This is a genomic window from Bacillus sp. 2D03 (assembly GCF_003946765.1).
In the GTDB taxonomy this organism is placed as follows: domain Bacteria; phylum Bacillota; class Bacilli; order Bacillales; family Bacillaceae_G; genus Bacillus_A; species Bacillus_A cereus.
In genome coordinates this window covers 1-26,560 of sequence record NZ_RPSJ01000023.1, presented here as the reverse complement: position 1 = coordinate 26,560, position 26,560 = coordinate 1, and the positions used below count along the sequence as shown (strand labels likewise).

Genomic DNA, 26,560 nt, shown 5'->3' with positions numbered 1-26,560 from the left:
GTGAGTTTTCGGTAATCACCTTAATATGGAATTGTATAAAACGTAGAGGAGGTTCTTATGTTGACTTGTAATGGAAGTAAATCATTTCAAAAGTTTATTAAAGGTGTTACAGATCTTATGGAAAACGGTTTATTTGAAGAAGAAATAGTGTGTGGCATTGAAAAGTTACTAGAAGAACTTTTAGAAAAGAAAACATGGCTTCCGTTAGATAAACAGAAGGCCAATTTGACTCAATATGCACGACATTTATTGTATGAAGATCCGCTCAAACGTTTTGAAGTACTAGCTCTCGTATGGAAAGATGGACAATCTACACCTTTACATGATCATGACGGCACATGGGGAGTAGAAGGCGTTTTTTCAGGAAGGATTATGGTGCAGAACTTTATACAAACGAAACAACTTGGAAATTCACTTGTTTATTTAACACATACAGGAAATCTTTATTTGGGAGAAGGAGAAACAGATAAAGTAATTCCACCAGCGGATTGTCATATTCTTGAAATTAGCAAAAATGAAAGCGTTATTACGATTCATGTCTATGGAAAACGGTTAGAAAAGTTTAAAGTATATATCCCAACTGAAGAAAAAAATGTGTACATGTGTGAGACAAAATACATTAGTTATAATTCATAGTTTAAAATCCAAAGCTTTTTAAAAAGAAAAGCTTTGGATTTTATTTTTAATTATTTCTTGACCTGAAACGCTTTTCATAAATTATAAATAAGAAGTACCTCACGAGGATTGTATGAAAACGATACCTAATAATTAATTAGAACTCGTGTATTTATAGAAAGTGGTGAAGAAATAATGAAATTAATCGCAATTGATTTAGATGGAACTCTTCTTTCGGGGAATAAAATGATAAGTAAAGAAAATGCAGAAGCAATTCGAACATGTCAAGAAGCTGGCCATGTTGTAGCAATTTGTACAGGACGTTCTATTGTTGACATTGAGCGATTATTGTTAGAAGTTGATTTAGAGTGTCCAATCATTGCGGAAAATGGGGCTCTTATATATAAAGATAAAAAAATGATGAAGAGATATCCAATTCAAAATATGCAGGCACTTGAGATTGTAGAATATCTTGAAGAGAATGGTTTATATTATCAGCTCTATACTGATAAAGGTGTGTATGTACCGGATTATGGAGTAGAGAGTGTACGTAATGAAATTGAGTATGTAAAGAATTCAAAAGAAAATTTCGACTTGAAAGAGTTAGAAACAATCGCAGCATTATATCTTGAGCATACAGCGTTTCATAGTGCGGAAAGTTGTAAACCAATTGTAGAAACAGATATACATGTGCATAAACTATTACCATTTTCTTATGAAATTGAGAAATTAAAAAAACTCAAAGAAACATTTCTTCATAATACAGATTTAGCAATTACATCTTCATATTGGCACAATTTAGAGATTAATCATCGAGATGCTCAAAAAGGGAATGGATTATATACTTTAGCAGAACATCTTAATATTCCGGTTGAAAACACTGTAGCGATAGGTGATGGGCTAAACGATGTTTCTATGATGGAAAAAGCGAACATATCAATTGCAATGGGGAATGCAGTAGAAGAAATAAAAGCAATGTGTAAATACGAAACGTTATCAAATGAAGAACATGGTGTGGCACATGCTTTATATAAATATGTAATGTAATTAAAAAAGAAAAAAGAATCCAAGTGGATTCTTTTTTCTTTTTATTAGGGGTAAGGTATTCTATGAGATTCATAGAAGCCTTATTACATTTTATTATATAGAATATATTGGAATAAATGTTTATATTTTTCATAAAAATTGTGAATATTTTATGAACTTTATACTTATTGCATGTTTATACCGCTATTAGTAACGTGTATGACTCTCAAGTGAAAATTCAGTGAATGTAAGGAGGAATTCAAGTTACCTAGACAATAAGTGAGGCATCAACGAAATATATACTAATTAAAGGTATCTTCAGTATATATATTCTTTTCTTGTTTTAAGTGAAAAATAAAATTTGTTCGAATAATTATTCTACAGCTATATACCTACACTAGCTTTCTTCGTATAATGAAGAAGTATGAATTTTAGATTTGTATGAATTTTACATATTGAGGTGAAAAAGGAATGAATTCGCGGCTAATGGAACTTATTGATGTGAGTACAATAGAAACCATGGCAGAACAATTTTATCAATTAACTAACATATCACATCAACTTCTTGATGCTGAAAAAGAGTGTGTTTTTTCATTCGGAATGAATGAGATAAAAAAGAGTAAACTTCCAAAGATTGAAATCCCCATTTTCTTATACAATCAACATTTAGGATCTTTTGTTGTATGGTCCAAAAAAAGTGAAATTTTTAGTTGTCAAAAATACTTTGAAATGCTCTCAAGTTTAATTTTAGATGGCGCAATAAAAGTATTTCAAAGTAAAAATACAACGTTGCTTTCTCGGAAAGAGGAGGAACTACATACGATTTTACAAAACATGCCTGTTATGGTCGATGCGCTTGATTATAATGGAGATTTTGTTTTGTGGAATCGAGAATGTGAAATTGTAACAGGTTATACCGCTGAAGAAATAATTGGAAATCCCAATGCACTGCAATTATTGTATCCTGATTATAATTATCGCCATCAAATACAAAAGAAATTTTTAACTTGTGGAAAAAATTTCAGAGATTGGGAAATGCACTTAACATGTAAAAATGGTGAAGTCAAAACAATAATGTGGTCGAATATATCAGAACAGTTTCCTGTAACAGGATATAGTTATTGGGCTGTTGGTGTAGATATTACACATTTAAAAGCGATAGAAGAGCAGTTAAAACAACAAACATCTGAACTGGAATTAATTTTTAAAGCTTTACCAGATTTATGTTTCTTAACAGAAGATGACGGCACAATTATAGATTACAAGGCAGGATCTCCTACAAAGTTTTACGTACCCGCAGAAGCTTTTATGGGAAAAAAGTTTTACGAAGTATTACCATCTTCAGTAGCACAGCAGTTTCAGGAAGCCATTAATCAAGTGAAGGAAAAAGGAACGAATGTAATTGTAGAATATCCACTCACACTTAATGGAAGTATTGATTTCTTTGAGGCTAGGTGCTTACCATTATTACATGATAAAATTATGATTATTGTACGCGACATTACAGAGCGAAAAAAGACAGAAGAATTGCTAAATAAATCAGATACACTTGCAGCAATTGGTCAATTAGCAGCTGGCGTGGCTCATGAAGTAAGAAATCCTTTAACTGTAATTAAAGGTTTTATACAGTTATTCCAAATTAATAAAGAAGATCAAGAAAAATATTTTGATCTTATGCTTTCTGAAATTGAAAGGATAGAAGCAATCCTACAAGAATTTCTATCAATTGCCAAAACAGATGAGATAAACACAGAAAAGAAAAATATTTATCAAATTTTTAAAAATGTCGTATCGTTAATGAATACAAAAGCAATTATGACAAATATTCAAGTTGAACTATTTACAGATGACAAAGATATAATTATTGAATGCTCAGAAAATCAATTGAAACAAGTATTTATTAATATTTTGCAAAATTCAATCGAAGCTATGCCAAATGGTGGGGAAATTTCAATTCACATAAAAGAAATAAATGATGATGGTGTCATCATTCATGTAATAGATGAAGGAATAGGAATACCTGAAGAAAGAATTAAGAGATTAGGTGAACCTTTTTATAGTACGAAAGAAAAAGGGACTGGTATTGGATTAATGTTAAGTTATAAAATTATTGAAAGTCATCAAGGGACAATTAGTATCATGAGCGAGGTTGGTGTCGGGACAACAGTAACTATTTACTTACCGAAAGTACTAAGTAAACAATCTCTTTCTAATTGTGACGACAAATGTATAGCAATACGCAATAGTAGTAATTCTTAAATCAATTAATACCCAATAACAAAGCGATTAGTGAAAACTAAGCTTTTTGTTATTGGGTATTTTTTATATTTAATTTAGTAAACTTTACCTTTTCTTTACCTTTGTTTTAATTTCTATTAAGTTTTAAACACTATATTAATATTTGTACAAAGCAATGTATAGAAATTGTACATTACTTTTAATATAGAAATGTGATTATTATTTGGAATATTGTAAGGAGGAGATTATGACAAGGTGAAAAAGCAAGAGAAGAAAAGTGGTAGAGTAGTACCTCTCCGGTTAAATATTTTATTCCTTTGTGTATTTTTATTATTTTCTGGCATTATTATTCAGTTAGGGAAAGTGCAAATTTTTGATGGAGAAACATATAAAAATGAAGTAGAGAAGAGAGAAAATGCAACCGTGGGCCTTTCTGTACCACGTGGGAAAATATTTGATCGTGAAGGAAATCCAGTAGTTGATAATAAGTCTTTACGTACGATTACATATACAAAGGTGAAAGGTGTAAAACAAGAAGAAATATTAAAATCAGCAAGACAACTTGCAGATATTATTGAAATGCCACAAGAAGATATAGATAAGTTAACTGAGACTGATAAGAAAGACTTTTGGATGCAATTGAATCCAGAACTTGCTCAAGACTTAGTATCAAAAAAAGAAATAGATAAGTTCCGAGATAAGGATATTACCGGAAAAGAGCTAGACAAAAAAATAGAAGATTTAAAAAGGAAACGCGTTACAGACAAAAATCTTCAAGAACTAACGGCTAAAGATATAGAAGTGTTAGCTATTAAAAGTAAAATGACCTCAGGTTTTCAAATGGCACCTCAAATTATTAAAAAGGACGTTAGTGAACAGGAATATGCAGTGATTAGTGAAAATTTAGCGAACCTTCCAGGAGTAGACGCATCAGTTGATTGGGAGAGAATCTATGTAAATGATGGTCTATTCCGTTCTGTTCTTGGTAACGTTTCAAACGCTGATGAAGGATTGCCACGTGAACGATTAGATTATTATTTAGTGCGTGATTATAGCCGAAATGATAGGGTCGGCAAAAGTTATATCGAACAGCAATACGAAGATGTACTTCATGGTACAAAAAAAGAAGTAAGAAGCATTGCTGATAAACAAGGAAATACTATTAGAACGGAAACTGTTACTGAAGGGAAAAGCGGTAAAAATTTAACTTTAACAATAGATATGGAATTGCAAAAAAAAGTAGAGGAGAGCATAGAAAAAATATTAAAACAATATAAAGGATCAGAATCAATGTTAGACCGTGCTTTCGTAGTGATGATGAATCCTAAAAATGGCCAAGTATTATCAATGGCTGGGAAAAGGCTTGTAGAAAAAGACGGGAAAATGGAAGTAGAAGATTATGCTTTAGGCACGCTGACAAGTTCATATGAGCTTGGATCAACGGTTAAAGGTGCGACAGTGTTAACAGGGTTTGAAACAAATGCAATAACTCCTGGAACACATTTTTATGATGCACCTATGAAGTTTAAAGGAACTAAGGAAAAGAAGTCTTGGAAAAATTTTGGTGATATAGACGATCTAAGAGCGTTACAAGTTTCTTCAAACGTTTATATGTTTAATATAGCATTAAAAATTGCTGGTGTGGATTATGTGAAAAATAGTTCACTAGATATTAAACAAGAATATTTTGATAAAATGAGATATTATTTCAGGCAATTTGGACTAGGCGTACAAACTGGTATTGATTTACCGAATGAAACTGCAGGGCAAATTGGAAAAAAAGATAATCAGCCTGGTTTCTTATTAGATTATTCTATTGGGCAATATGATACGTATACACCACTTCAGCTTGCACAATATATTTCGACTATCGCAAATGGAGGATATCGAATGAAACCACAAATTGTTCAAGAGATTAGAGAACAAACCGTTCAAAAAGATGAGGTTGGTAAAGTAGTACAATCAATAGAACCCGTTGTTTTAAATAGAATCGATATGAAACAAGAATATATTAATCAAGTAAAAGAAGGATTTAGAAAAGTATTTCAAGAAGGAGATGGAACAGGAGTAAGAGCGTTCCAAAAAGCACCATATAAACCAGCTGGTAAAACAGGGACCGCACAAACTGTATATGGTGGAGAAAATGCAATTGGGCGAAATGCGAAAGGCGATCGTAGAGAATGTTATAACTTAACATTAGCTGGATATGCGCCATATGATGATCCAGAAGTAGCATTTTCTGTTGTAGTACCGTGGGTTGAAAATGATAAATCGGGCATTAACTCCGATATTGGAAAAGAAGTTTTAGATGCTTATTTTGATTTGAAGAATAAGCGGTTAACTGGTGAAGCGCCAAAAACAGATGCCTCTAAAGAGAATTAAAATGTACGAAACGTCTCTAGCATTCCTGTAAACTAGAGGCGTTTTTATCTGGGGATAGATTAGAAATGAGGTATATATGAAGCTGTTTATTCTAAAATATTGGAGGAACATATGTAGCTACATATTAATTATAATAGGGGTTATTTTTATTAATAAGTTCTTTTTATTTTGTATGGTAGAAGGAATTTCGATGCAACCTACTTTGAATGAAAAAGATTATATACTTGTTAATAAGGTAAACGTCTGTTTATCGTCTTTTCATCATGGAGATGTTGTCATTATAAAAAAAGAAGACGAGCCTACTTACTATGTGAAACGAATTATTGGATTATCGGGGGATAACATACAACTAAAAAAGGATGAGGTATTTATTAACGGTAAAAAGCGTGATGAGTCGTATATACATTTAGATATGTCACAAGTATCCAATCGTTTTTCCAATTTTAGAGAAATAAAAGTTCCTATGCATAAATTATTTGTGTTAGGTGATAATCGTAATCATAGTAAAGATAGTAGGAATACACTTGGACTTATTGATGAATCAAATATAATAGGTAAAGTAGAAATGGTATTTTATCCATTTGACCATATAAAATGGATAAAATAATTCTATTAACGATTCACATTTTATAAAATAAATCATATATTGATAGCATAGGACAAGCAGAAACGCTTGTTCTAACCTCACAGAACACTCCTTATCACGGTTAGGCATCTACATAGGTAGATGCTTTTTTTTATGTTGATGACTGAAAATTATTTATCAATATAATGTAGCAAGCATATTAGGACTATTAGGGGAAGATTACTTGTACAAATAACAGTATGCTTAATTAAAACAATGAAATGTAAGGAGTGAGGAATAAGTGCTAAATATTTTAGTGGTTAATTTTCCAGCAGAGGGACATGTAAACCCTACATTAAATTTAGTAAAAGCCTTTACTGAACGAGGGGATAATGTACATTATATTACAACGGCAAACTTTAAGGATAGAATTGAAGATTTAGGAGCTACTGTACATACTCATCCGGATCTATTAAAAGAGATTTCTATTGATGCTGAAACCTCATCTGGGTTAAATGCTTTTTTTCATGTGCATGTTCAAACTTCTTTATATATATTAGAAATTACGAAACAATTATGTGAAAGTATAAATTTTGATTTCGTAATTTATGATATATTTGGCGCAGGAGAGTTAGTAAAGGAGTATTTACAAGTTCCAGGTGTAGTGTCCTCACCTATATTTTTAATTCCGCCAGAATTTTTGAAGACATTACCTTTTCATCCAAATGCAGATATGCCATTCCAAACAGAGGAAATCTCTGAAAAATTACTAAATCAGATGGAACATAAATTTGGAGTAAAACCAAAGAATAATCTTCAATTTATGAATAATAAGGGTGATGTTTGTCTCGTATACACAAGTCGTTATTTCCAACCTAATAGCGAATCGTTCGGAGAAAATAACATTTTTATTGGACCGAGTATTTCAAAGCGTAAAACAAATATAAAGTTTCCACTGGAATCACTTAAAGAAAAGAAAGTTATTTATATTTCAATGGGGACACTGCTTGAAGGACTCGAACCATTCTTTAATACTTGTATTGATACTTTTTCAGATTTTGATGGGATAGTTGTAATGGCAATTGGTGATAGAAATGATATTTCTAAAATTAAGAAAGCACCAGATAATTTTATAATTGCTCCATACGTACCTCAATCAGAAATATTAAATGAAGCAGATGTTTTTATTACACATGGCGGTATGAATAGCGTACACGATGCCATTCATTATAATGTCCCATTTGTAATAATACCGCATGATAAAGACCAGCCAATGATAGCGCAAAGATTAACTGAGCTTGAAGCGGCACATAGACTATTGAAAGAACATGTTAATGTGCACACTTTAAAAGAGGCCGTAACAGATGTTCTTTCAAATGAAAAGTATAAACATGGTATAAGAAAACTTAATGATAGCTTTATAGAATGTGGTGGTTCAAAAGAAGCAATTGCAGTTATTGAATCTCTTTTAAATAAAGTAAAACTTTAATTGGTGGGGGCTTTACTGCCCGCAAATAGCGGGATAAATAGTCGTAACTATATACAAGCATAGAGGTTCTCACCTTTATGCTTGTATATTCTTATCCAGCAAATTGCACAGCAGTATTTGCATGTAAAAAAGCAGTATCAAAAACGGGAACAGTAAGATCATTTTGGGAGATGAGTAAAGGTATTTCAGTGCAGCCTAATAATATACCTTCAGCGCCGTTTTGAATTAATGATTTTGTAATTTGTAATAACTTTTCTTTAGATGTTTCTGAAATGATCCCTCTACTTAATTCATCTAATATGACATGGTGGATAAAAGTTCTTTCCTCGTCATTTGGGATAATTGTCTCAATGTTATATTTCGCTAATCGTGATTTATAGAAATCTTGCTCCATCGTTTGTTTTGTTCCTAATAGTCCGATACGTTTTATATTCTGTTCTACCATTTCTTTAGCACTTACATCACCAATGTGAAGAAGCGGGATAGATATTGCTTGTTCTACCTCCTCGGCAAATAGATGTACAGTATTTGAACACATTAATAAACATTCAGCCCCAGATTTTTCAACTTTTTTTGCAACTGTAACTAGTTCATTTTTCACTTCTTCATATTGATGGTTTTGTAATAAAGTAATTACTTCACCAAAGTCCATACTATATAAAATTAGCTTCGCATTTTGATCGTATTGAGAGAGTGTAAGTGTATTAATATGTTTATAGTATAATGATGTAGATTCCCAACTTAATCCTCCAATCAAACCAATAACTTTCATAATGCATTCCTCCCGAAACGATTTTGAATTTATTATTTCATAATTCCGATAAGAATACAATGATTTAAATGCACTATTTAATAAAAAAATAAAAATAGTAAGAAAAGTGTTGAAATTTACATTCTTTAGTGCCATAATACGAATTACAAATTAATACTTATCCAGAGAGGTGGAGGGAACGGCCCTAAGAAACCTCAGCAACCCCTATGCAATTTTATAGGAAGGTGCTAATTCCGCAGAGGACACGATGTGTTTTTTGAAAGATAAGAGGATTCTTGAACGTGAAAGAAAATGACCTCTTATGTAAGAGGTCATTTTTTTGTTGTATAGAAAGGGAGTGTCGATGCATAATTCATTTTTAAATTAAATATAGAGTAATAAAAGTTGACTAATATGAGAGGGGAATTGTCATGAACAAATTATCAACAAAGTTAGTAGTAGCAATCGGTATTGGAGCAGCATTATACGGGATATTAGGACTTTGGGGATTTTCTATTGCACCGAATACATTTATTAAACCAGCATTAGCTATATTAACTGTTTTTGGAGCATTATTTGGTCCAGTGGCAGGACTGTTAATCGGACTTATCGGTCATACCGTAACAGATACGATTGCTGGATGGGGGATTTGGTGGGGCTGGGTTATTAGTTCAGGAATTATTGGTTTTTCAATGGGACTTATTCAAAAAAGAGTTGGTTTTAGTGTGAAAAACGGGTCGTTTAACAAGGGGGATATTTCTTATTTAGCAATTACTGGGCTAGTTGGTATTGTCATTGCTATTATATTTGCTGGGGCATTCGATATTATTGTGATGGGAGAACCATTTGACAAAATTGTTATACAAGTATTAGGAGCAACAATTTCCGATGTCATCGTTTTCTTAGTACTTGGATTGCCACTTACAATTGGTTTGGCGAAATCCAATAAGAAACATACACATTTAAAAATTGAAAAGTAGGGATGTTAACATGCAACCAATTATTTCGTTTGAACAATTCACCTTTCAATATGGGCATGCTGCGCAGCCTACTTTAAGTGATATTACCTTTCATATATACCCTGGGGAAAAAGTGCTAATTGCTGGACGAAGTGGTTCAGGAAAGTCGACATTAGCTCATTGTATAAATGGGCTAATCCCATTTTCTTACGAAGGGAATAGCACAGGTAACGTTTTAATTGCCGGTAAAGACCCGAGGGAAGGAAGTATTTTTGAACAAAGTAAACTGGTAGGAACAATTTTGCAAGATCAAGATGCTCAATTTATTGGTCTGACAGTAGAAGAAGATGTAGCTTTTTATTTAGAAAATGAATGCGTAAAGCAAGATGACATGAAAAAGATTGTTTCGGACTCATTAAGAAAGGTGAAGATGCATATGTTTCATAAACAAAGTCCACATGAATTATCAGGAGGTCAAAAGCAAACAGTTTCTCTTGCTGGTTTATTAACAACAAATGCGGATATATTATTGTTCGATGAACCGTTAGCTAATTTAGATCCACTAAGCGCCTTACATACGATAGAACTTATGAAAGATATACATGAACAATATAATAAAACGATTGTTATTATCGAACATAGAATAGAAGAAATTTTAAAACTGGATTTAGACAAAGTTATATTAATTGATGAAGGTAAAGTTATTGCGATAGGAACACCAAAAGAAATCTTAGCGTCAAATATATTACCACGTATCGGCTTAAGAGAGCCTATTTACATCGAAGCATTAAAGAGATTACATTTTGATAGTAATAATGACGTAATATATCCAATGGAAAACCTTCAAAAAGAAAAGGTAAGCAACGTTATAAAAGAGTGGATGGAGAAACAAGTCATATTAAAAGGGAATACTAAAAACAAGGAATTACTTAAAGTGGAGAATTTATCATTTTCATACCCTAATAAACAAAAAATATTAGAAAATGTAAACCTTTCAATATATGAAGGAGAAATTGTGGCACTGTTAGGACATAATGGAGCAGGGAAATCAACATTAGCTCATAGTCTTATAGGCATAAACAAAATGAAAAATGGGAAAATCTTGTTAAAAGGTGAAGATATTAATTCTTGGTCTATTCGTAAACGTGGGGAAATCATATCTTACGTGATGCAAAATCCAAATCATATGATTACACAGCCTACTGTTTTTGAAGAAGTTTCATTTACATTAACATTACATAATTTTTCTAAGGAAGAAATTAAGAATAAAGTAGAAGGAACTTTAAAAATTTGTGGTTTATATCCATTTCGTAATTGGCCAATTCAATCGCTAAGCTATGGGCAAAAAAAGAGATTAACAATCGCATCTGTATTAACAACAAATCCTAAGCTTATCATATTAGATGAACCGACAGCGGGACAAGATTATTATCATTATAAACAATTTATGTCGTTTATTAAAACTTTAGCTAAAAAGGGTATTTCATTTGTTTTTATCACTCACGATATGAATCTCGTACTAGAATATGCAGACCGTGCAGTAGTTCTACATGAAGGGAAAATTATTGCGGATAATACAGTGTCTAATGTATTTGGTGATCAAGAAACGTTTCAAAGAGCCAACTTAAGAGAGAGTTCTTTAACCAAGCTTGTTAAATTTAGTGGGATTGCATCTCCAGAAAAATTTATGGAGCTTTATTTAGACAGTAATAGGAGGGAGGAAGGTGCATAGTACATATTTTCATCGTATGGATGGGGTAGTGAAATTGTTTTTATTTATTTTTTGTATGACGCTTACTTTTTTGTTTTTTGATTTTCGGGTGTTGCTAATATTATTTATTATTGGGTGTATCGGACTCAGCGTTGCTAAAATTCCATTTCGTAAAATTTTAATTGTTTTTAGTGTCATATTTACATTTAGTTTATTAAACTCTGTCATGATTTTATTTATTACACCAACTCATGGATCTGAATTAACTGAATCATATACCGCGTTTTTACATGTTGGATATGCAACGATTACATATGAAACATTATTTTATGCAGCTACACTTTCATTAAAGTATTTTACGTTATTACCATTTACACTTCTTTTTATTTACACGACAGATCCAAGCGAATTTGTAAGTAGCTTAAGTAAACTTGGTATTCATTATAAGATTACATATGCAATAAATATTGCACTACGTTATATTCCTGACATCCAGTCTGAGTATAAAATTATTAAACACGCGCAAGAAGCAAGAGGAGTGGCTTTTGAAAAAGGAGAAGCAAGTTTATGGGTTCGTATGAAGAACCGTGTTTTAATTTTCTGGCCACTGATCATTCATTCTCTAGAAAGAATAGATACGGTTTCAAATGCAATGGATTTAAGAGGATTTGGAAAGAAGGATAAACGTACATGGTTTTATACAAGTAAGGCGAAACGTGAAGATTTCATCGCTTTATTTGCCGGTGTTTTCATATTCATTGTTGCTGTATATTTAAAATTAAACGTATTTCAAAACTTTTGGTATCCATTTTAGAGCACTCTTACATGAGTGCTTTTACTTATTTTTATGTAGACATGCTCAAAAAAGGGATATACACATAATGTATAATACGAACCAGTTAAAATGATCAACTACCTATTAGTTTTCAAACCAAAAGGAGGAGAAAATATGAGTTACGGTGGTTCTTGTGGTTTTGGTGGAGGTTTCGCTTTATTAGTTGTGTTATTCATTCTATTAATAATTGTAGGATGCAGCTGCTGGGGCGGAGGATACTAATTTTTAATTAGTCTTCACAAATGTAAACTAAAAAAACATTGAAGATACTTATGTATCGAAACAAATAAAAAAGGAGCGACTATGCTCCTTTTTTATTTGTTTTAATGCGTATTCTTACTATATTTCGGGAACGTAATCGTTAAAGTCGTTCCTTTACTAACGATACTTCTGATTTTTAAACTTCCATGCATCGTCTCAATAATCTTAACAGCAACCATTGTACCTAAACCAGTTCCTTTTGTTTTTGTACTAAAATACGGTTCACCGAATCGATGTATTTGCTCCTGTGACATTCCAACTCCGCTATCTTCAATTCGTATTTCAACTTTACTATTATTGATAGATGAGGAAATACTTAAGGTACCACCATTAGGCATTGCTTCAATACTGTTTTTTATTAAGTTTAAAAAACATTGTTGAAAGTGCTGTTTATTACCAACAATGGTTGCCTCAGAAAAATCCTGTGTAATATGTATCGTATTCATATTACACAATGGCAATATCATATTAATAACTCGATTTAACTCTTGTTTTACTGAAATTTGATCTAATTTTTCTGGAGCAGGTTTGGCAAACGTTAAGTAATCATCGATAATTTCTTGGGCACGATTTAACTCTTCAAGTATATGTTTAATATATTCGTCTCTTGATTCAGGAGTTAAATTTTGTGTTTTTAAAAGCTGTGTAAATCCTTTTACAACCGTTAAGGGATTCCTGACTTCGTGCGATATACTTGCAGCGAGTTGGCTAACAATCTCCATTTTTTCCATTTTAATTAATTTTGAGCGCATTAATACAGCATCTTTAATAACTTCATTTATATAAACAATAAATAACATTAAAGTAGTCGGTAATACCATGAAATAAATAATATACAAATTATTCACTTCAAAATCTGATAAGGTTAATACAATTAAAGTTGTAAATATTGCTAGGAAAAAGGTTAAAAACATGGAAAAAGCTACTTTAAGTTTTCTATTATATGTATTAAATTTTGAAGATGCGAGTGCTGTAACGATGAACATTATTCCGTAAACAACAACTGTCAGCATGTTAAAGCCATAAAATAAAAATCTCGTAATTAATAAAATTGTAAACAATATGATACCGACAGGGAATCCACCATAAAGCGTACCTATTATGACCGGAATTTGTCTTAAATCATGAATACAACTTTCATCCATATAGATAGGGTATCGCATACATAAAATAAGCGGGATACTAGAACAAAGGGTAATCAGTAGTATTTTATATTTCTTTAAATAGTGCCGGCTATCATATATGAAATAAAAAACAAATATACTACATAAAATGTATAGAAGATTATTTAATACGTTTTGATTAATATAAACAAAGTCCATAATATTTGCCTCGTTATTCTGAATTTCCTTTTCATATGTATTATACATGATAACATGTGTTAAGCTGCACGAAACTTGTTAATAAAATTCACTTGTTTTCGCGGTATTTCTAGAAATAATATTTTATTTAACTGCTAGATTTAAAGCTGCTTTTACTATCCAATGCAATAGGAGTATGGAATTATTTAAAATACCATTATCTAGTGCTGATTTATACTATTCTTGAATGTGCATAACATTTAATTTCTGAAGTGCAATCATTCCTATGTTAGTTATAACATGGTGGGGCATGTTGCTACTATAAGAAACGTAGATATTCTTTTCTATACGTTTCATTTTAATTTCTAACCACTGAACCAGATAGTCTTTTAAAGCAAGCTTAGACGGCTCCACAAAAGTCCCTTTATTTAACTCCGTAATTTTTTTCGCCTTCTTTTTTGTCTTATAACCAGTAAACCACTTTTATCTTCTTTTTACTGTCTCTGGATCAGGACCGATATCAATAATGATGCAATATTTATTTCCTCTTTTTCGAATATGTCCTTTCACTTAAAACACTCCTTCATTTGTTTTGAATCATGTTGTATAAGTCTAGTTGTAATTTTGCTGCTATGAAAATTACATAGTTGGACATATCAGCGATGGATATATTTTACCATATATAAACTGAATTGATTATTTAATATATTAGTTGTTTTTTTACAAAAGTTAATTTTATAAAATGATTTTGTATATTTGAAGCAATATTTTTATTTAAAACACCTTATCTGGAATAGTACATCTTGTATATATCATATTTTGTACAATTAATATTTTCTTATTTTAGAAATGATTTTAATTTGGAGTGAGATATATGGAGAGGAAAAAGAAATGGGAAGGATTAAACTCTAAAAATCCATCTGCTGATTCACTGGATTCGAGTTTAATAGGACCGACATTGCCACCGATTTCTTCATTTACTCTACCAACGGGATTTGAATCTGCATTCAGAGCTTTCAAATCTACTGATCAGTCCGTTACTGCTAATACACTGTCTATAGTAACATTTGAAACTACACAATTCGATTTAAATGGTGAATATGATGGTGTATCAACATTTATACCGCAACAAGATGGAGTATATTTAATTATTACTACTATAATTTTTAGTCCTACTGATGATACTCTAAATTATGTGACGGAAGTATTTATAACAGTTAACAGTGCTTTAATAGCAGGAGATGATAGCTTTTTTGGTGGAAATACTGGGCTTTTAAATGCAGTAACAGTTTCTACCATTGTACAATTGAATGCAGGAGATATGGTGCAAGTCCAAGCCGGTAGTACCATAGATGGCGTTATTGCATCTCCGCTTCTTACAAATTTTCAAGCTGCGAGGTTTCCATTACCAGTTCCAAATACATTTTTCTTGTTAAATAATTTATCTGCAGATTGGAGTAAAAGGCCGTTTAGTAGAAAAACATAATTATGTTCATTTTAAAAATAGTGTGAAGAAAATGATGAATTTAAATTAATTTTGTCTATTAAGAATAAGAAAAGCCACTTAGATAAGTGGCTTTTCTTATTTTTAAATTATGGGATATACCTTAGAAGATATCACTCGAATGAATATTACTAAATTAGCAATAAGATACTCAGAGAGATTTAGTCGTGAAGCTAGTCAAATTCGTAATAAAAAAGAGCCATGAGTGGAAAGGTTCATAACTCTTTTTGTAAGGGTAATGATTTTATAGGTAATAATCATCATGAAACCCTAAAAATGTAAGTTGATTAATTTCTATAAAATTCGAATTTTATAGAAAAAGAGCGACTGACAACAGCTAACTGCTTAGCAGGTTCTTTAAGATAAAAAAGAAGAGAATATAGAGGTTCATTCTGATTGTTTGAAGGTAATGAAAGAAAGAATATCACATACTATCAATCTTAATAAAAACTATGTTTGTTTTTCATTTTATTCACAAATAGTTCCAGTTGCTATTCCTGTTGGAGCGAAACCTACTGGGACATTAGTGATAACAGTATTCGTGGCAATATCAATAACAGAAACAGTATTACTACCTTGATTTGTAACATAGGCACGAGTGCCATCAGGTATGATAGTTACCTGATCAGGGGATAAAGCAACAGGAATTGTATCAATCACAGTATTTGTCGCCACATTTATTACCGAAACATTATTGCTAACTTTATTTACAACGTAAATAAGATTTCCACCTGGTGTAATATCTATACCAACAGGTTCGGTACCTACGTTAATTGTATTAATTACGGAATTGGTAGCGGTGTTAATAACAGAAACAGTATTGCTGTTCTGATTCGTGACATACGCACGAGTGCCATCTAGTGTGAAAACGATTATTCTAGGGCGAATGCCAACAGGAATGGTAGCGGTAACTGTGTTAGTAGCAGTATTAATAACAGAAATTGTGTTACTTAATTCGTTTGCAACATATGCAAAGGCTCCGTTTGGAGAAACAGTTATTCCTTGCGGAGCGATACCAACAGGGATGGTAGTGATAACTGTATTAGTAGCAGCAGTAATAACTGAAACGTTATTACTTGCGTGGTTTCCAACATAAACAGTTGTGTTATTTGGAGAAACAGCTACGCCAATTGGATCAGCTCCAACGGGAATGGTAGCAATAACTGTATTAGTAGCAGTATCAATAACGGAAACGGTATCGGAAAAAATATTAGTAACATAAGCACGAGCCCCATTGGGTGAAACTGTTACTTCAAGAGGTGCATTATCTACAGTAATTGTAGCGACTACTGTATTTGTTGCGGTGTTAATCACTGATACTGTATCATCTGCAGGGTCATCGATTGCTCCTGCGTTAGTAACATATACAAGGAAATTACATCCAGGTCCAGGTGGTCCGGTTGGCCCGGTCGGCCCAGTTGGTCCAGGTGGACACTCACAGTCTCCAGTCGGCCCAGGTGGTCCAGGAATTCCCATTCCGGTTCCCGAACCAGTCGGCCCAGGTGGCCCTGGCGGTCCTTGAATGCCTTGCACACCTTGAGGTCCCTGAGGCCCTTCCGGCCCTTCCGGTCCCTGAATCCCTTCTACACCTTGAGGTCCTTCCGGTCCCTGAATCCCTTCTACACCTTGAGGTCCTTCCGGTCCTTGAGGTCCTTCAGGCCCTTGAATGCCTTGCACACCTTGAGGGCCTTCAAGTCCCTGAATGCCTTGCACACCTTGAGACCCCTGAGCTCCTCTAGGTCCAGGAATTCCTCTAGGTCCTGTTGCTCCAGTCGGCCCTGGCGTTCCGATGTTACTCAATAACGAACTATTCAAGATTCCTTGTAAAATTAGGTTGAATGTTTGCTGTAATAAGGGGTCTGATATATTTGAACAACTGATAAGTGAAGACAAGCTTTGGAATAGAAATTGGAGTAACGCTGAGATTTGAGTGAGAGATGCAGTAGGTAAGGAATTGATTAATTGATTTATAGTTCTTATGACTAAATTTCTATTTGGTGTACTTGGTTGTACTGCTATTAATAAATTATTTAATGCCTGTAATGCAGATTGGAGTATTTCTATAGTTGTTGAATTTGGTGTTGTGAAAAAAGAAAGAATAGCTTGATTTAATTGGCTTATTATTTGTAATAATTCTTGTTGTTGAGAAGTTGAGAGAAAAACAGGTGTACAGCAATTACTTTGATTACAAGGGGATATAGAAATAAAGCAGGGCTGCTGGAATTTATCACAAGGATTTGGTGAGTTTGATTTTTGATTATATCTCATAAGTAACCTCCTTTTTAAAAAATAAATGTTAGGTAAGTCTAGATAAATTATTTTAGCAACTATGTTTAAAATGTTTGTGGGTATATGTTTAATGTTTTTTTCTTCAAAGTATATGTAAACAAAATGGAGATGTTCTTAGGGGACGTATAATCAATGCTTAATTACTAATAAAGATTGTAATCATAGGAGGAGAAATGAAAGTTACAAAGTAAAATATACAAGCTATTAAATTTATCCCGCATTAACGGGTAGTAAGATCCCCACCTCAAAATTCAGCGGAAGCAAAGAAGTTAAGTGAGGGATCAACTGCCAATAAAAGCTCCATTGGTTCAACTAATAATAAGTGGGGATAAACACCCCACCAATTATTAAAGTTTCACTTTATAAAATCAATAAAAGCGTTATTTTAGAAAAAAAGGTGACTCAGCAATTCTGTCAGCCGAGTCACCCAGTACTATCGATCCAAATAATATTTTTTTATATGTAGTTATAGCGGTTTCTTAGCGGCTAACCCAAAATGGCGGTCGAAGAACAAAGAATTTTATTTTAGAAAGTATTAGATTTACTATGTTAATGCTATAACAGCAAGAGTTAAGCCCAATGTATTTAATGTATTAGAATATGGTCCTACATTAACAGTAAGAGTACTTGTTATACCTAAAGGTGTAGTGAAAATAGCGGGTGCTGATACAGAAGTGAATCCTGCAGTATATCCCAGAGAAGTACCAGAGCCAATGATTGGATTATTATTCAAATACATAGTGATACCTGCCGAATTACCTCCTGGTTGAATGATAACTTGCACTTCATAGATTGCCAAATAGGTTCTTCCACCTTCAAGTAAAACAGTTGTTGGTGGTGTGAATGAGATTGCCGTACCATTAGAATTTACCACGGTATCTAGTGGAATCGCAGAATTTACAGAGACTATTGATGGGGTAGTTTGAACAACATTTAAACTGTTAGCCGTGGGGGATGGACAAGTGCAAGGTTTGTGAATGTTAGAGTTATTATCATTTTGGTAATTCACAAATAATCAAGCTCCTTTGCGTAAGATAATTTTTATCCTATATAAAACGTAGCTTTTTTGTATCTAAGTTATTTTTAATAAATTTTTAAAAATAAATCGAATATTGTTGATCAGTCGACTCATAAAAGTATTCGATACTCTGGGATTTCAAAGTGCATCTGATAAATATATATGAATGTTTTTTAAGGACATTACTGTAAGTTAGGAAAACATAAATCTGGAAATAAAACTTGATATTCCGGGTTTAACCGAAGATCAGTAGTTGAGGTTGTAAAGTGTATATAATTTTTTTCTAATTTATCTAGTGTTGCCAGATGATGAGTACCTAAGCCACGCTGGATGCTATGTTTAGAAAGAGTAGGCCCAATTTGTAATTTTCGGTTTTTCATAGCTGTATTCCAGGGACTGTAAAAAAATTTTAAAATGAAAGCAGGATACATGTAAACGATAAATGGATGAGGTGACCAATGCCGCCCTGCCCAATAGTTACCATGCGGATAATGGTGGATTAATCTACCGCCATAGTATGGAGCAGGTGGATTAGGGGGGATTATTCTCCCATGATAACGCTGTTTGACAAGGGGAATTCCGTATCTCGGATTGGTATAACCGTGAGCAGGGTCATCCACCATCAGAATAGTCCTAATAGCATACATGTTTTGCCCTAAAGTGGCAAGAGATGAGAAAAAGGCTTCCTTATCAACACAGCAAAGAAATTCAGTGGTATTTAGCACCATTTTCCATCCCGTAATTTCTTTTTCTATGTTCATTACTTCTTGATCAACTAAAATGGCATCAAACTCTAATACCTTTGATTCACGGATTTCCCAATGAGGTGCAAATAATTTGCATAATTCAACCGAACGATCAGTAGACCCACGATTAATAAGAATGCCATGATCAAATAATTTTGTGTGGTGCATTAACCACCACGGAAGCAGATACTCTTCGTTATAAAAATGAGAAATTAAAGTTGTGTTAATAAAAATTCCTCCTTTCAAAATTTTGTGGAATATATCCTTATTTAGTAAGATATGTTACATGATCTAAAAAGAATGAAGAAAGATTTTTAACAAAATAGTTATTTTAATAAAAAACAGAAAAATGAGGGGAGTGAAAGGAAAAGAACCCTTTATATAAAGGGTTCTTCTGGTGATTTAATATATCAATTACATTCGTGGTAATATTCATCACATGAATCGTTATTATCTTTACAGCATATACAAAATGTTTTTTGAACAAATAAACTAACTACACTAGTAGAACCTTCCTGCTTTGTAAGAGTAAGACTTTGAAAATCTTCAACTTGAAATATTTTTGTTTGAACAGGTTGTAATGTAGTAGTAATTGGTACGCTAGATCTTCTTGTTAGAATAGTTACTTGAACAGGTGCACTCATACCGACAACGAATAACTGAATTAATGTTTTATTATGATTGTTTGTAAAATCCTCAAATACAGTTTGTGGAGCGGTGGTTTCAAGGAAAACAGATACAGGTATATTTCCATTTTCATTTTCTGCAGAACCAGCTATCGTATGAGTTTCAATAAAACAGTTGTTTTTTTGGTCGTTCGAATGCGATTGGTTTTTATAATATTTTTTACCATCTTTATAAAAGTAATCAGCCATATGAATTTAAAGCTCCCTTCTTTTAGATATCTATATAGTCTATTTAATAAAGCGAATTAGTGCTTGTACAACATAATAAAATCCGCTCTCGTAATTACCTGGAAATGTTATTTAAAAATTAAGGAGCGCCATTCAAGACGCTCGCGGATAAAAAATAATATTGAAAAAGAATACCACATTATATTTTATACATGTTCTTAATAAATGTGCAGTTTTTTAGCAAAATCCTTATTTGAAAACAAGAAGCCCTAGAGTTAGGGCTCTAGGGCTTCTTGTTTTGGTATTCTCACATGGTTTTTCAAAAAGAATAGAACATATTGAAGATAACATGTGAATGTTTCATAAATGTATCAAAAAAGTGAATAAAATTGCTATTACAGAAGAAGCAGAAATGAAGTTTCTAATACGTAAGTACGTGAAAGGTATTATTTCCAGTGGATAAAATGCGCATGGGACACCTTATCATTATTTTATCGAGGGAAAAGAATATGTTATGAACTTGGTTGAATGAAAAAATGAAAATAAACAAAAACGCTATTTTATTAAAAAGGAGAAAGCAGCTAGCTCAATGAACTAACTGCTTTGTCGTCCAACAATGACGATACCCACAATACTTTGTAACTTATGGTTACAACTATAGTATAAGCAGAAGCAAAAATGTTATGCAAGAAAGCAAAAAAATTTCTTTAAGCACAACAAAGCAGCTAGTTAATAAAACTAACTGTTCGTTGTACAAAAGAAATTTAGGCCCTACAAGTAAATGATATGTAACTTTAAGTTACAGCTATATTATAAGCAGAATTAAAAATATTATGTGAAAGTGAAAAAGAACTAAATAAAAACTTCATTTTGTATTAAGTTGGAATATAAAAGGGCACTTAGTAAAGTGCCCTCGTGACGAGATTCATTTTGTAATGACTATTTCAATTCATAAAGAAAGGAACTCAGGATAGTATATGTGCGCCAAGCTAATTCAGTACCTTGTACAAATAAAGAGCAGCTAGCAAAAGCTAACCGCTCTCCAGAAAAGAGTTAAGAAGGAAGTTCAGAACTCAAGTGCATTTATAGTATGGACAAAGCTTATGGAATTATTCAAGGAGGAATGGATATGGAAGTTATATATACAAAGTGGCATAACAATTACGACGAATTAACAATAGGCCAAAAATATAAAGCAAGTTTATATAAAAAAGATGGTTGCTTATAGAAATAGGATTGCAACGATCATTGTATCGAGAAGAAAGCTTTACTGTAGTTTCATAAAAAGAGCAGCTAGCAAAAGCTAACTGCTCGGTTCTCCAAAGGGGAACAAGGAGAAAAGATTACCGTGTCATCTATAGTACTGACGGAATATTGCGTTTTATTCAGGGTTGGTTCCAAAAAAACAACATACCACCAAAATATAAAATTATTAAAAGGATAATTACTATGAAAGCAATTAAAGAAACTTTCTTCCAGGATTTTTTCATTAGTAGACCTCCTTTATAGAAAATATTAACATCTATCGAAAATTTGAACAAAATAATCCTTTTGTTTAGGCGGTATAGAAAAATGCAGTTAGGAAGAAAAAATGATAAAATATTTGTTAATTAATGGATGTAGAAAGGAGAAATAATTAGGATGAATGAAGAGGAAAAGAAAGAACTGATCAAGAAATTGCAAAACTCGGATGTTTTAAGCGACTTTTTTGCTGATTTGAATGAATTGTATAAAAAAATATCTAGCGAGTCTATGAAGATTTTTCAAGATATTGATTGGACAGAAACAGAAAAAACTTGGAAAAATGCAGCAGAGTTGTTAGGGAAAAAGGGTTGGACACTTCCATTATTAATGGATGTAGAAGATAATATTAGACTATCTCAAGTAGAAGATTTAAGAGAACTTGATAAAGAAATCGTTGAATATCATTTAAATGAATTTCAAAATATGAAAAGAGAAATTCTGACACATGAGTTTGTGAAAGAATGGAAAGAATTGCTTGGGCAATGTTTTGATAACTATGAGAAAGGAAATTACTTAATTGTAATTCCTAATCTATTTATAGTTATTGAAAGTCTAGCTCATATGGTTATCACTCCAAAATTCCAAAAGTATATTACTAGTAATAAAAGAATATCATTAAAAGAGAAGTACAAGAAAGTAAAACCAGAAATTGAAAAAGATAGAACGAATATAATAATTTATATTTCTGTACACGAATTCTTAAAAAGTGTATTTAAAATGGGGAATTTTGATAAGAATAAAAATCGTTTCTCAATTATTAATCGAGACTGGGTTTTACATGGGCGCGATAATCCGAATAATTGGAATGAAGCAGATGTATTAAGATTGTTTAATGCTATACATACAATTACACAGTTGGATTTTTTGTTGGAAGAGCTAGAAGAACATGGTGATATGGAAGTTATTAAGTAAAAGTATCTTTATTTGAAAAAAAAGTCCGGCTAGAAAACTAGAGGACACCAATTCCTAAAACAGCAATTAAAGCTGTTTTAGGGATTGGTGTCCTTTTTATTTTGAAAAGGGAGATGGGGAAATGAAGGTGTTAAAGGATCAGCTACGTGAGTGGAAAAAGCAATTAAAACAAGCAAAGAGGAAAAATAAGAAAAAAAGAATAGAGAAATTTAGTGCTCGTGAAATTGAAGAGTTAATGGGAGTTCATGGACCACGTTATGAACGCAGACGTGGAGCTGTAAGGCAAAAATAATAACAATGGAGGAATTTAATATGAATAAACAATTATCATTTAAAATGCCAATCGTGGATGGAAAAAGAACAAAACAAGAAATTGAAAAAGTATTTAATGAGTATCGTACATACTTAGCAACAATGCCATGTGATATGTTGCCAAAAGTGACACCATCATATTTTATTGTTCCTCCATCAACTACAAATGAATTTAATAGTTCAACTGAAAATATTGCAATTGAAAGAATTGAGTATGAACAAGAAAGAAATAAATTTATGAGTTGGTTGTATGATGCTGTGAATCGCCTAAGAGATGATGAACGTGAGGTAATCGTGAAGTTTTATATGGAAGATGACATTGGATATGACCCAGATATCTGGATGGACTTAGGTATAGGTAAAACAAAGTATTACAAGTTAAAAGGTCGTGCGATATTGCGTTTAGCTTTCAATCTAAAGAAAGAGGTATTTCAAAAAAAATGTAGACAAAAAGAGGGGCAAAGTGTATGAACATTGTACAGCCGATTCGAGATAAAGAAATAATACAAGAAATAAAGGAATTCTATAAGAAGCAGAATGAGAGGAACTACATTCTGTTTCTTCTTGGTATTAATACAGGGTTCAGAATATCGGATATATTGCGTTTACGTGTTCGAGATGTTGAGGGATGGAATATTGTAATACGTGAAAAGAAAACAAAAAAGATTAAAGATGTGAAGATGCCTTCAGAATTAAAGAAAGCTATCAGGAATTATACAGAAGGAAAGCCGAAGAATGAATATCTAATTAAGAGTAGGAATGGAAAGAACAAACCTATTACTCGTGCTATGGCTTATTTAATATTAAATCAAGCTGCAGAGGAGTTTGGGTTAGAACGTATAGGGACTCATTCACTTAGAAAAACATATGGGTATCATCACTATAAGCAATTTAAAGATGTAGTTGCTTTACAAAAGATGTTAAATCATACAGATCAGAAAGAGACTTTAAGATATATAGGGATTGAACAAGATACATTAAATGATTATCAGAGGAAATTTAAGATTTAAGAATATATTTTAAATGTGATTTGTATTCTCAATATTTCGGTTATTTAGTTGCCAAAAACAACTGAAAAGGGTAAAATGGTTGCAAAGGGTAGAACCTTAAATTAAAAATGAGGTGTTGCTTATTATGGATATCGGTGTGCCAATCGATGTAAAGAAATTTATTGATAAAGAGATATCTAAAGGAGTTCGGAGACAAATTGTTCCGTTGATTCAGCAAGCCTATGAATTAGTGGATGCTTCCATAAAAGATATTTCTTTTTTACAATGGGCTTTAGGGAAAAAGCATATAGGATATCTTGACAATATAGCTGCTCAGTTTACTTTATATGAAGCAGCAAATAAGGGCATACTTAAGGACATTACAACTCAAATTGTACCTAATAAAAACAAATCAGCTTATCATGTCGAACTGCAAACAGAAAATGTAGTTATTACAATAAATAGAGTACAAAGTAAAGATAAGACGGCGAGAAAAGCGATGTACAGATCTCTATTACAAAGAGACAATCAGTATTATATTAATTTTGATAAACAAGAAATTATTGAGGAACCTGGTTATTTAGAGCTTACACACCATCAAATTAATAGAAGAGTTGCTTTTGTAAATTTAGGAGTTCCTGATGGAAGCGGAAAATGGTTTAGTTGTATTGATCTTACTAAAGAATTACATCTAGTTGGCACATCGGAAGAAGATAAACAGAAGAATGAAATTTCAAGAGAACAATTAGTTAGATTTAAAAATTTTGCCCAAGGAGTGCACGAAAATGGGGGTAAGAATTAACGTAAATAGATCCTTTTGTCCTGATAAGTTAAAAGAGGGCCGCGAATCAAGAGGATTAACAATAAGAGAACTATCAGAGAAAATTGGGTTGAGGACTCATCAAGCTCTCTCCAAATATGAAAATGGTAAATCAATACCGCCTGCTGAAGTTCTATTAAGCATCATGAATATATTAAATCTTCCATATGATTACTTCTTTGAAGATGGATATAGGCAAATAGAAAAAGAAATCGTGTATTTTAGAAGTAAAGCTAACGCAACAGCAAAGTTAAAAAGAATTCACGAAATCAAGATTTCATGGCTAATAAGTATATTTGATTATTTGGAGACAATATTAGAATTTCCAAAATCTGATCTTCCAGAAACGAATATAAACCATCAAGAACACTTTATGCCTACAGATTTTAATGATATTGAAAATATAGCATCAGAATTAAGAAGGCAATGGGATTTAAATGAGGGGCCGATTTCAGATATTACACATTTATTTGAAAAGCATGGAATAGTAGTAAGTCTGATAAAATCTGAGGACTTTGCAATAGATGCCTGCTCTAGGTGGATTGGAAATAAACTTTTTATACTTGTTGGTAATGAAAGGTCTACTCCTTCAAGAATAAAGTTTACATTAGCGCATGAATTAGGACATTATCTATTACACAAACATGTAAAAAAAGAAGACTTTAATAAAAAAGAAGTTTATAAGCGTATGGAGGATGAAGCTAACTATTTTGCATCTTCGTTTTTAATGCCTGCTAAATCCTTTTCAGAGGAACTTATTAGTCATACATTGGATTATTACTTACTTTTAAAAAAGAGATGGCAGATTTCTATACAAGCTATGATATATCGTTCAAGAGAGTTAAATATAATAAATGATTATCAAGCAAGTTATTTGTGGAAGCAAATAGCGAAAAAAGGTTGGAGAACTCAAGAGCCATATGATGATTTATTACAAAGTGAATCACCATTATTATTAAAAGAAGCAATTGATTTAATTATAGATAATCACGTTAAGACGAAGAAGCAAATTTGTGAGGAAGTTAGATTATGTCAATCAGATATAGAGGCTATAGTAAATTTACCTGTAGGATATCTAGATGAAAACAAAGGAAAAGGAACGGTTATTTCTTTTAAAAAAATTTAATCATGAAGATAAAGGAAGAGGATTGAATAAAAGGTTTATAATTTTATTCAATCCCCTTTTTATTGTGTAGATAATTTGGATTTATATAAACGTAATTAAAATTGAGTAAAGTTTGTATGTGCGCTTACTTTTTCGGAATTAGCTACAAAAGAAAAGTGTCAAATTCATTTTTATAAAATACGAAAAAGATTGATATCTCTAAGGTGAAACGGAATAGGTGAATTTAACACAATCCAGATTATAGCTAATTCATTTCCTAGGATTAAAGAACATATTTATTCAAAACTATGCGAAAAGAGGCTGAAAAACGATGTAAAAAAATGCATAAATAAA

The 26,560-nt window shown here is 32.1% G+C and carries 23 protein-coding genes, 1 pseudogene and 1 riboswitch; of the genes and pseudogenes, 17 read left to right on the top strand and 7 right to left on the bottom strand.

Annotated features, from left to right (window positions below; translation table 11 throughout):
• Positions 1-57 precede the first annotated feature (57 nt).
• The 6 genes from EBQ15_RS29550 (at position 58) to EBQ15_RS29525 (ending at position 8,315) form a co-directional block, all read left to right on the top strand.
• Positions 58-636: a cysteine dioxygenase family protein gene (locus EBQ15_RS29550; protein WP_000954437.1), complete on the top strand. Its 579-nt coding sequence runs from the start codon at positions 58-60 to the stop codon at positions 634-636.
• Between the two features lie 174 nt (positions 637-810).
• Positions 811-1,662, top strand: coding sequence for a Cof-type HAD-IIB family hydrolase (locus EBQ15_RS29545; RefSeq protein WP_000766387.1), 852 nt, complete (start codon positions 811-813; stop codon positions 1,660-1,662).
• A 450-nt stretch (positions 1,663-2,112) separates the two neighbouring features.
• On the top strand, positions 2,113-3,900 hold the full coding sequence (locus EBQ15_RS29540) for an ATP-binding protein (RefSeq protein WP_001088569.1): 1,788 nt from the start codon (positions 2,113-2,115) through the stop codon (positions 3,898-3,900).
• A 234-nt stretch (positions 3,901-4,134) separates the two neighbouring features.
• The gene (locus tag EBQ15_RS29535) at positions 4,135-6,261 is read left to right on the top strand and encodes a peptidoglycan D,D-transpeptidase FtsI family protein (protein ID WP_033693044.1); all 2,127 of its coding nucleotides are present in this window, start codon (positions 4,135-4,137) and stop codon (positions 6,259-6,261) included.
• 76 nt (positions 6,262-6,337) lie between these two features.
• On the top strand, positions 6,338-6,868 hold the full coding sequence (gene lepB / locus EBQ15_RS29530) for a signal peptidase I (protein ID WP_000765191.1): 531 nt from the start codon (positions 6,338-6,340) through the stop codon (positions 6,866-6,868).
• 259 nt (positions 6,869-7,127) lie between these two features.
• The gene (locus EBQ15_RS29525; protein ID WP_000932148.1) at positions 7,128-8,315 is read left to right on the top strand and encodes a macrolide family glycosyltransferase; all 1,188 of its coding nucleotides are present in this window, start codon (positions 7,128-7,130) and stop codon (positions 8,313-8,315) included.
• Between the two features lie 91 nt (positions 8,316-8,406).
• Here the strand turns inward: EBQ15_RS29525 and EBQ15_RS29520 are convergent, their stop codons facing one another.
• The gene (locus EBQ15_RS29520) at positions 8,407-9,087 is read right to left on the bottom strand and encodes an aspartate/glutamate racemase family protein (protein WP_000864371.1); all 681 of its coding nucleotides are present in this window, start codon (positions 9,085-9,087) and stop codon (positions 8,407-8,409) included.
• A gap of 154 nt (positions 9,088-9,241) precedes the next feature.
• Positions 9,242-9,357: riboswitch (SAM riboswitch) on the top strand.
• Positions 9,358-9,497: 140 nt separating this feature from the next.
• Between EBQ15_RS29520 and EBQ15_RS29515 the strand changes: the two genes are divergently transcribed.
• From EBQ15_RS29515 to EBQ15_RS29500, 4 genes are all read left to right on the top strand, one after another.
• Positions 9,498-10,046 carry an ECF-type riboflavin transporter substrate-binding protein gene (locus EBQ15_RS29515; RefSeq protein ID WP_001038210.1) on the top strand — a complete coding sequence of 183 codons (549 nt, stop codon included), beginning with the start codon at positions 9,498-9,500 and terminating at the stop codon, positions 10,044-10,046.
• A 10-nt stretch (positions 10,047-10,056) separates the two neighbouring features.
• Positions 10,057-11,757: an ABC transporter ATP-binding protein gene (locus EBQ15_RS29510; protein WP_001182505.1), complete on the top strand. Its 1,701-nt coding sequence runs from the start codon at positions 10,057-10,059 to the stop codon at positions 11,755-11,757.
• Positions 11,750-12,550, top strand: a complete 801-nt coding sequence (locus EBQ15_RS29505) for an energy-coupling factor transporter transmembrane component T family protein (protein ID WP_000556379.1) — start codon at positions 11,750-11,752, stop codon at positions 12,548-12,550. Before EBQ15_RS29510 ends, EBQ15_RS29505 begins: the two co-directional genes overlap by 8 nt.
• A gap of 135 nt (positions 12,551-12,685) precedes the next feature.
• Positions 12,686-12,793, top strand: a complete 108-nt coding sequence (locus EBQ15_RS29500) for a YjcZ family sporulation protein (RefSeq protein ID WP_000120182.1) — start codon at positions 12,686-12,688, stop codon at positions 12,791-12,793.
• Positions 12,794-12,894: 101 nt separating this feature from the next.
• Here EBQ15_RS29500 and EBQ15_RS29495 read toward each other — a convergent pair whose 3' ends face one another.
• Both EBQ15_RS29495 and EBQ15_RS31945 read right to left on the bottom strand, forming a co-directional pair.
• Entirely contained in the window at positions 12,895-14,154 is a 1,260-nt protein-coding gene (locus EBQ15_RS29495) for a sensor histidine kinase (RefSeq protein WP_016118000.1), read from the bottom strand.
• Between the two features lie 126 nt (positions 14,155-14,280).
• A pseudogene (locus tag EBQ15_RS31945) lies at positions 14,281-14,703 on the bottom strand (tyrosine-type recombinase/integrase); the annotation flags it as partial.
• Positions 14,704-15,007: 304 nt separating this feature from the next.
• Here EBQ15_RS31945 and EBQ15_RS29480 point away from each other — a divergent pair.
• Positions 15,008-15,619: an exosporium leader peptide-containing protein gene (locus EBQ15_RS29480; protein WP_000440007.1), complete on the top strand. Its 612-nt coding sequence runs from the start codon at positions 15,008-15,010 to the stop codon at positions 15,617-15,619.
• Between the two features lie 486 nt (positions 15,620-16,105).
• On the opposite strand, the gene EBQ15_RS29475 is transcribed toward EBQ15_RS29480, so the two are convergent.
• From EBQ15_RS29475 to EBQ15_RS29460, 4 genes are all read right to left on the bottom strand, one after another.
• Positions 16,106-17,905 (bottom strand): YVTN family beta-propeller repeat protein, encoded by a 1,800-nt coding sequence (locus EBQ15_RS29475; protein ID WP_001270188.1) that lies wholly within the window; start codon positions 17,903-17,905, stop codon positions 16,106-16,108.
• 565 nt (positions 17,906-18,470) lie between these two features.
• Positions 18,471-18,935 (bottom strand): hypothetical protein, encoded by a 465-nt coding sequence (locus EBQ15_RS29470; protein ID WP_016118003.1) that lies wholly within the window; start codon positions 18,933-18,935, stop codon positions 18,471-18,473.
• Positions 18,936-19,126: 191 nt separating this feature from the next.
• Positions 19,127-19,858, bottom strand: a complete 732-nt coding sequence (locus EBQ15_RS29465) for a hypothetical protein (protein ID WP_000546546.1) — start codon at positions 19,856-19,858, stop codon at positions 19,127-19,129.
• A gap of 242 nt (positions 19,859-20,100) precedes the next feature.
• On the bottom strand, positions 20,101-20,565 hold the full coding sequence (locus EBQ15_RS29460) for a hypothetical protein (protein ID WP_000796385.1): 465 nt from the start codon (positions 20,563-20,565) through the stop codon (positions 20,101-20,103).
• A gap of 1,620 nt (positions 20,566-22,185) precedes the next feature.
• Here EBQ15_RS29460 and EBQ15_RS29450 point away from each other — a divergent pair.
• The 6 genes from EBQ15_RS29450 (at position 22,186) to EBQ15_RS29430 (ending at position 26,227) form a co-directional block, all read left to right on the top strand.
• On the top strand, positions 22,186-22,980 hold the full coding sequence (locus tag EBQ15_RS29450; RefSeq protein ID WP_001001336.1) for a hypothetical protein: 795 nt from the start codon (positions 22,186-22,188) through the stop codon (positions 22,978-22,980).
• Positions 22,981-23,101: 121 nt separating this feature from the next.
• A complete protein-coding gene (locus tag EBQ15_RS31355; RefSeq protein WP_000866141.1) occupies positions 23,102-23,272 on the top strand; it encodes a hypothetical protein in 171 nt (56 codons plus the stop codon).
• 20 nt (positions 23,273-23,292) lie between these two features.
• Positions 23,293-23,763: an ArpU family phage packaging/lysis transcriptional regulator gene (locus EBQ15_RS29445; protein ID WP_001041472.1), complete on the top strand. Its 471-nt coding sequence runs from the start codon at positions 23,293-23,295 to the stop codon at positions 23,761-23,763.
• Positions 23,760-24,302 carry a tyrosine-type recombinase/integrase gene (locus tag EBQ15_RS29440; RefSeq protein ID WP_001028516.1) on the top strand — a complete coding sequence of 181 codons (543 nt, stop codon included), beginning with the start codon at positions 23,760-23,762 and terminating at the stop codon, positions 24,300-24,302. Before EBQ15_RS29445 ends, EBQ15_RS29440 begins: the two co-directional genes overlap by 4 nt.
• A gap of 124 nt (positions 24,303-24,426) precedes the next feature.
• The gene (locus EBQ15_RS29435; protein ID WP_000351127.1) at positions 24,427-25,083 is read left to right on the top strand and encodes a hypothetical protein; all 657 of its coding nucleotides are present in this window, start codon (positions 24,427-24,429) and stop codon (positions 25,081-25,083) included.
• Entirely contained in the window at positions 25,067-26,227 is a 1,161-nt protein-coding gene (locus EBQ15_RS29430; RefSeq protein ID WP_000538961.1) for a helix-turn-helix domain-containing protein, read from the top strand. The genes EBQ15_RS29435 and EBQ15_RS29430 overlap by 17 nt, the downstream gene beginning before the upstream one ends.
• The last annotated feature ends 333 nt before the right edge of the window (positions 26,228-26,560 follow it).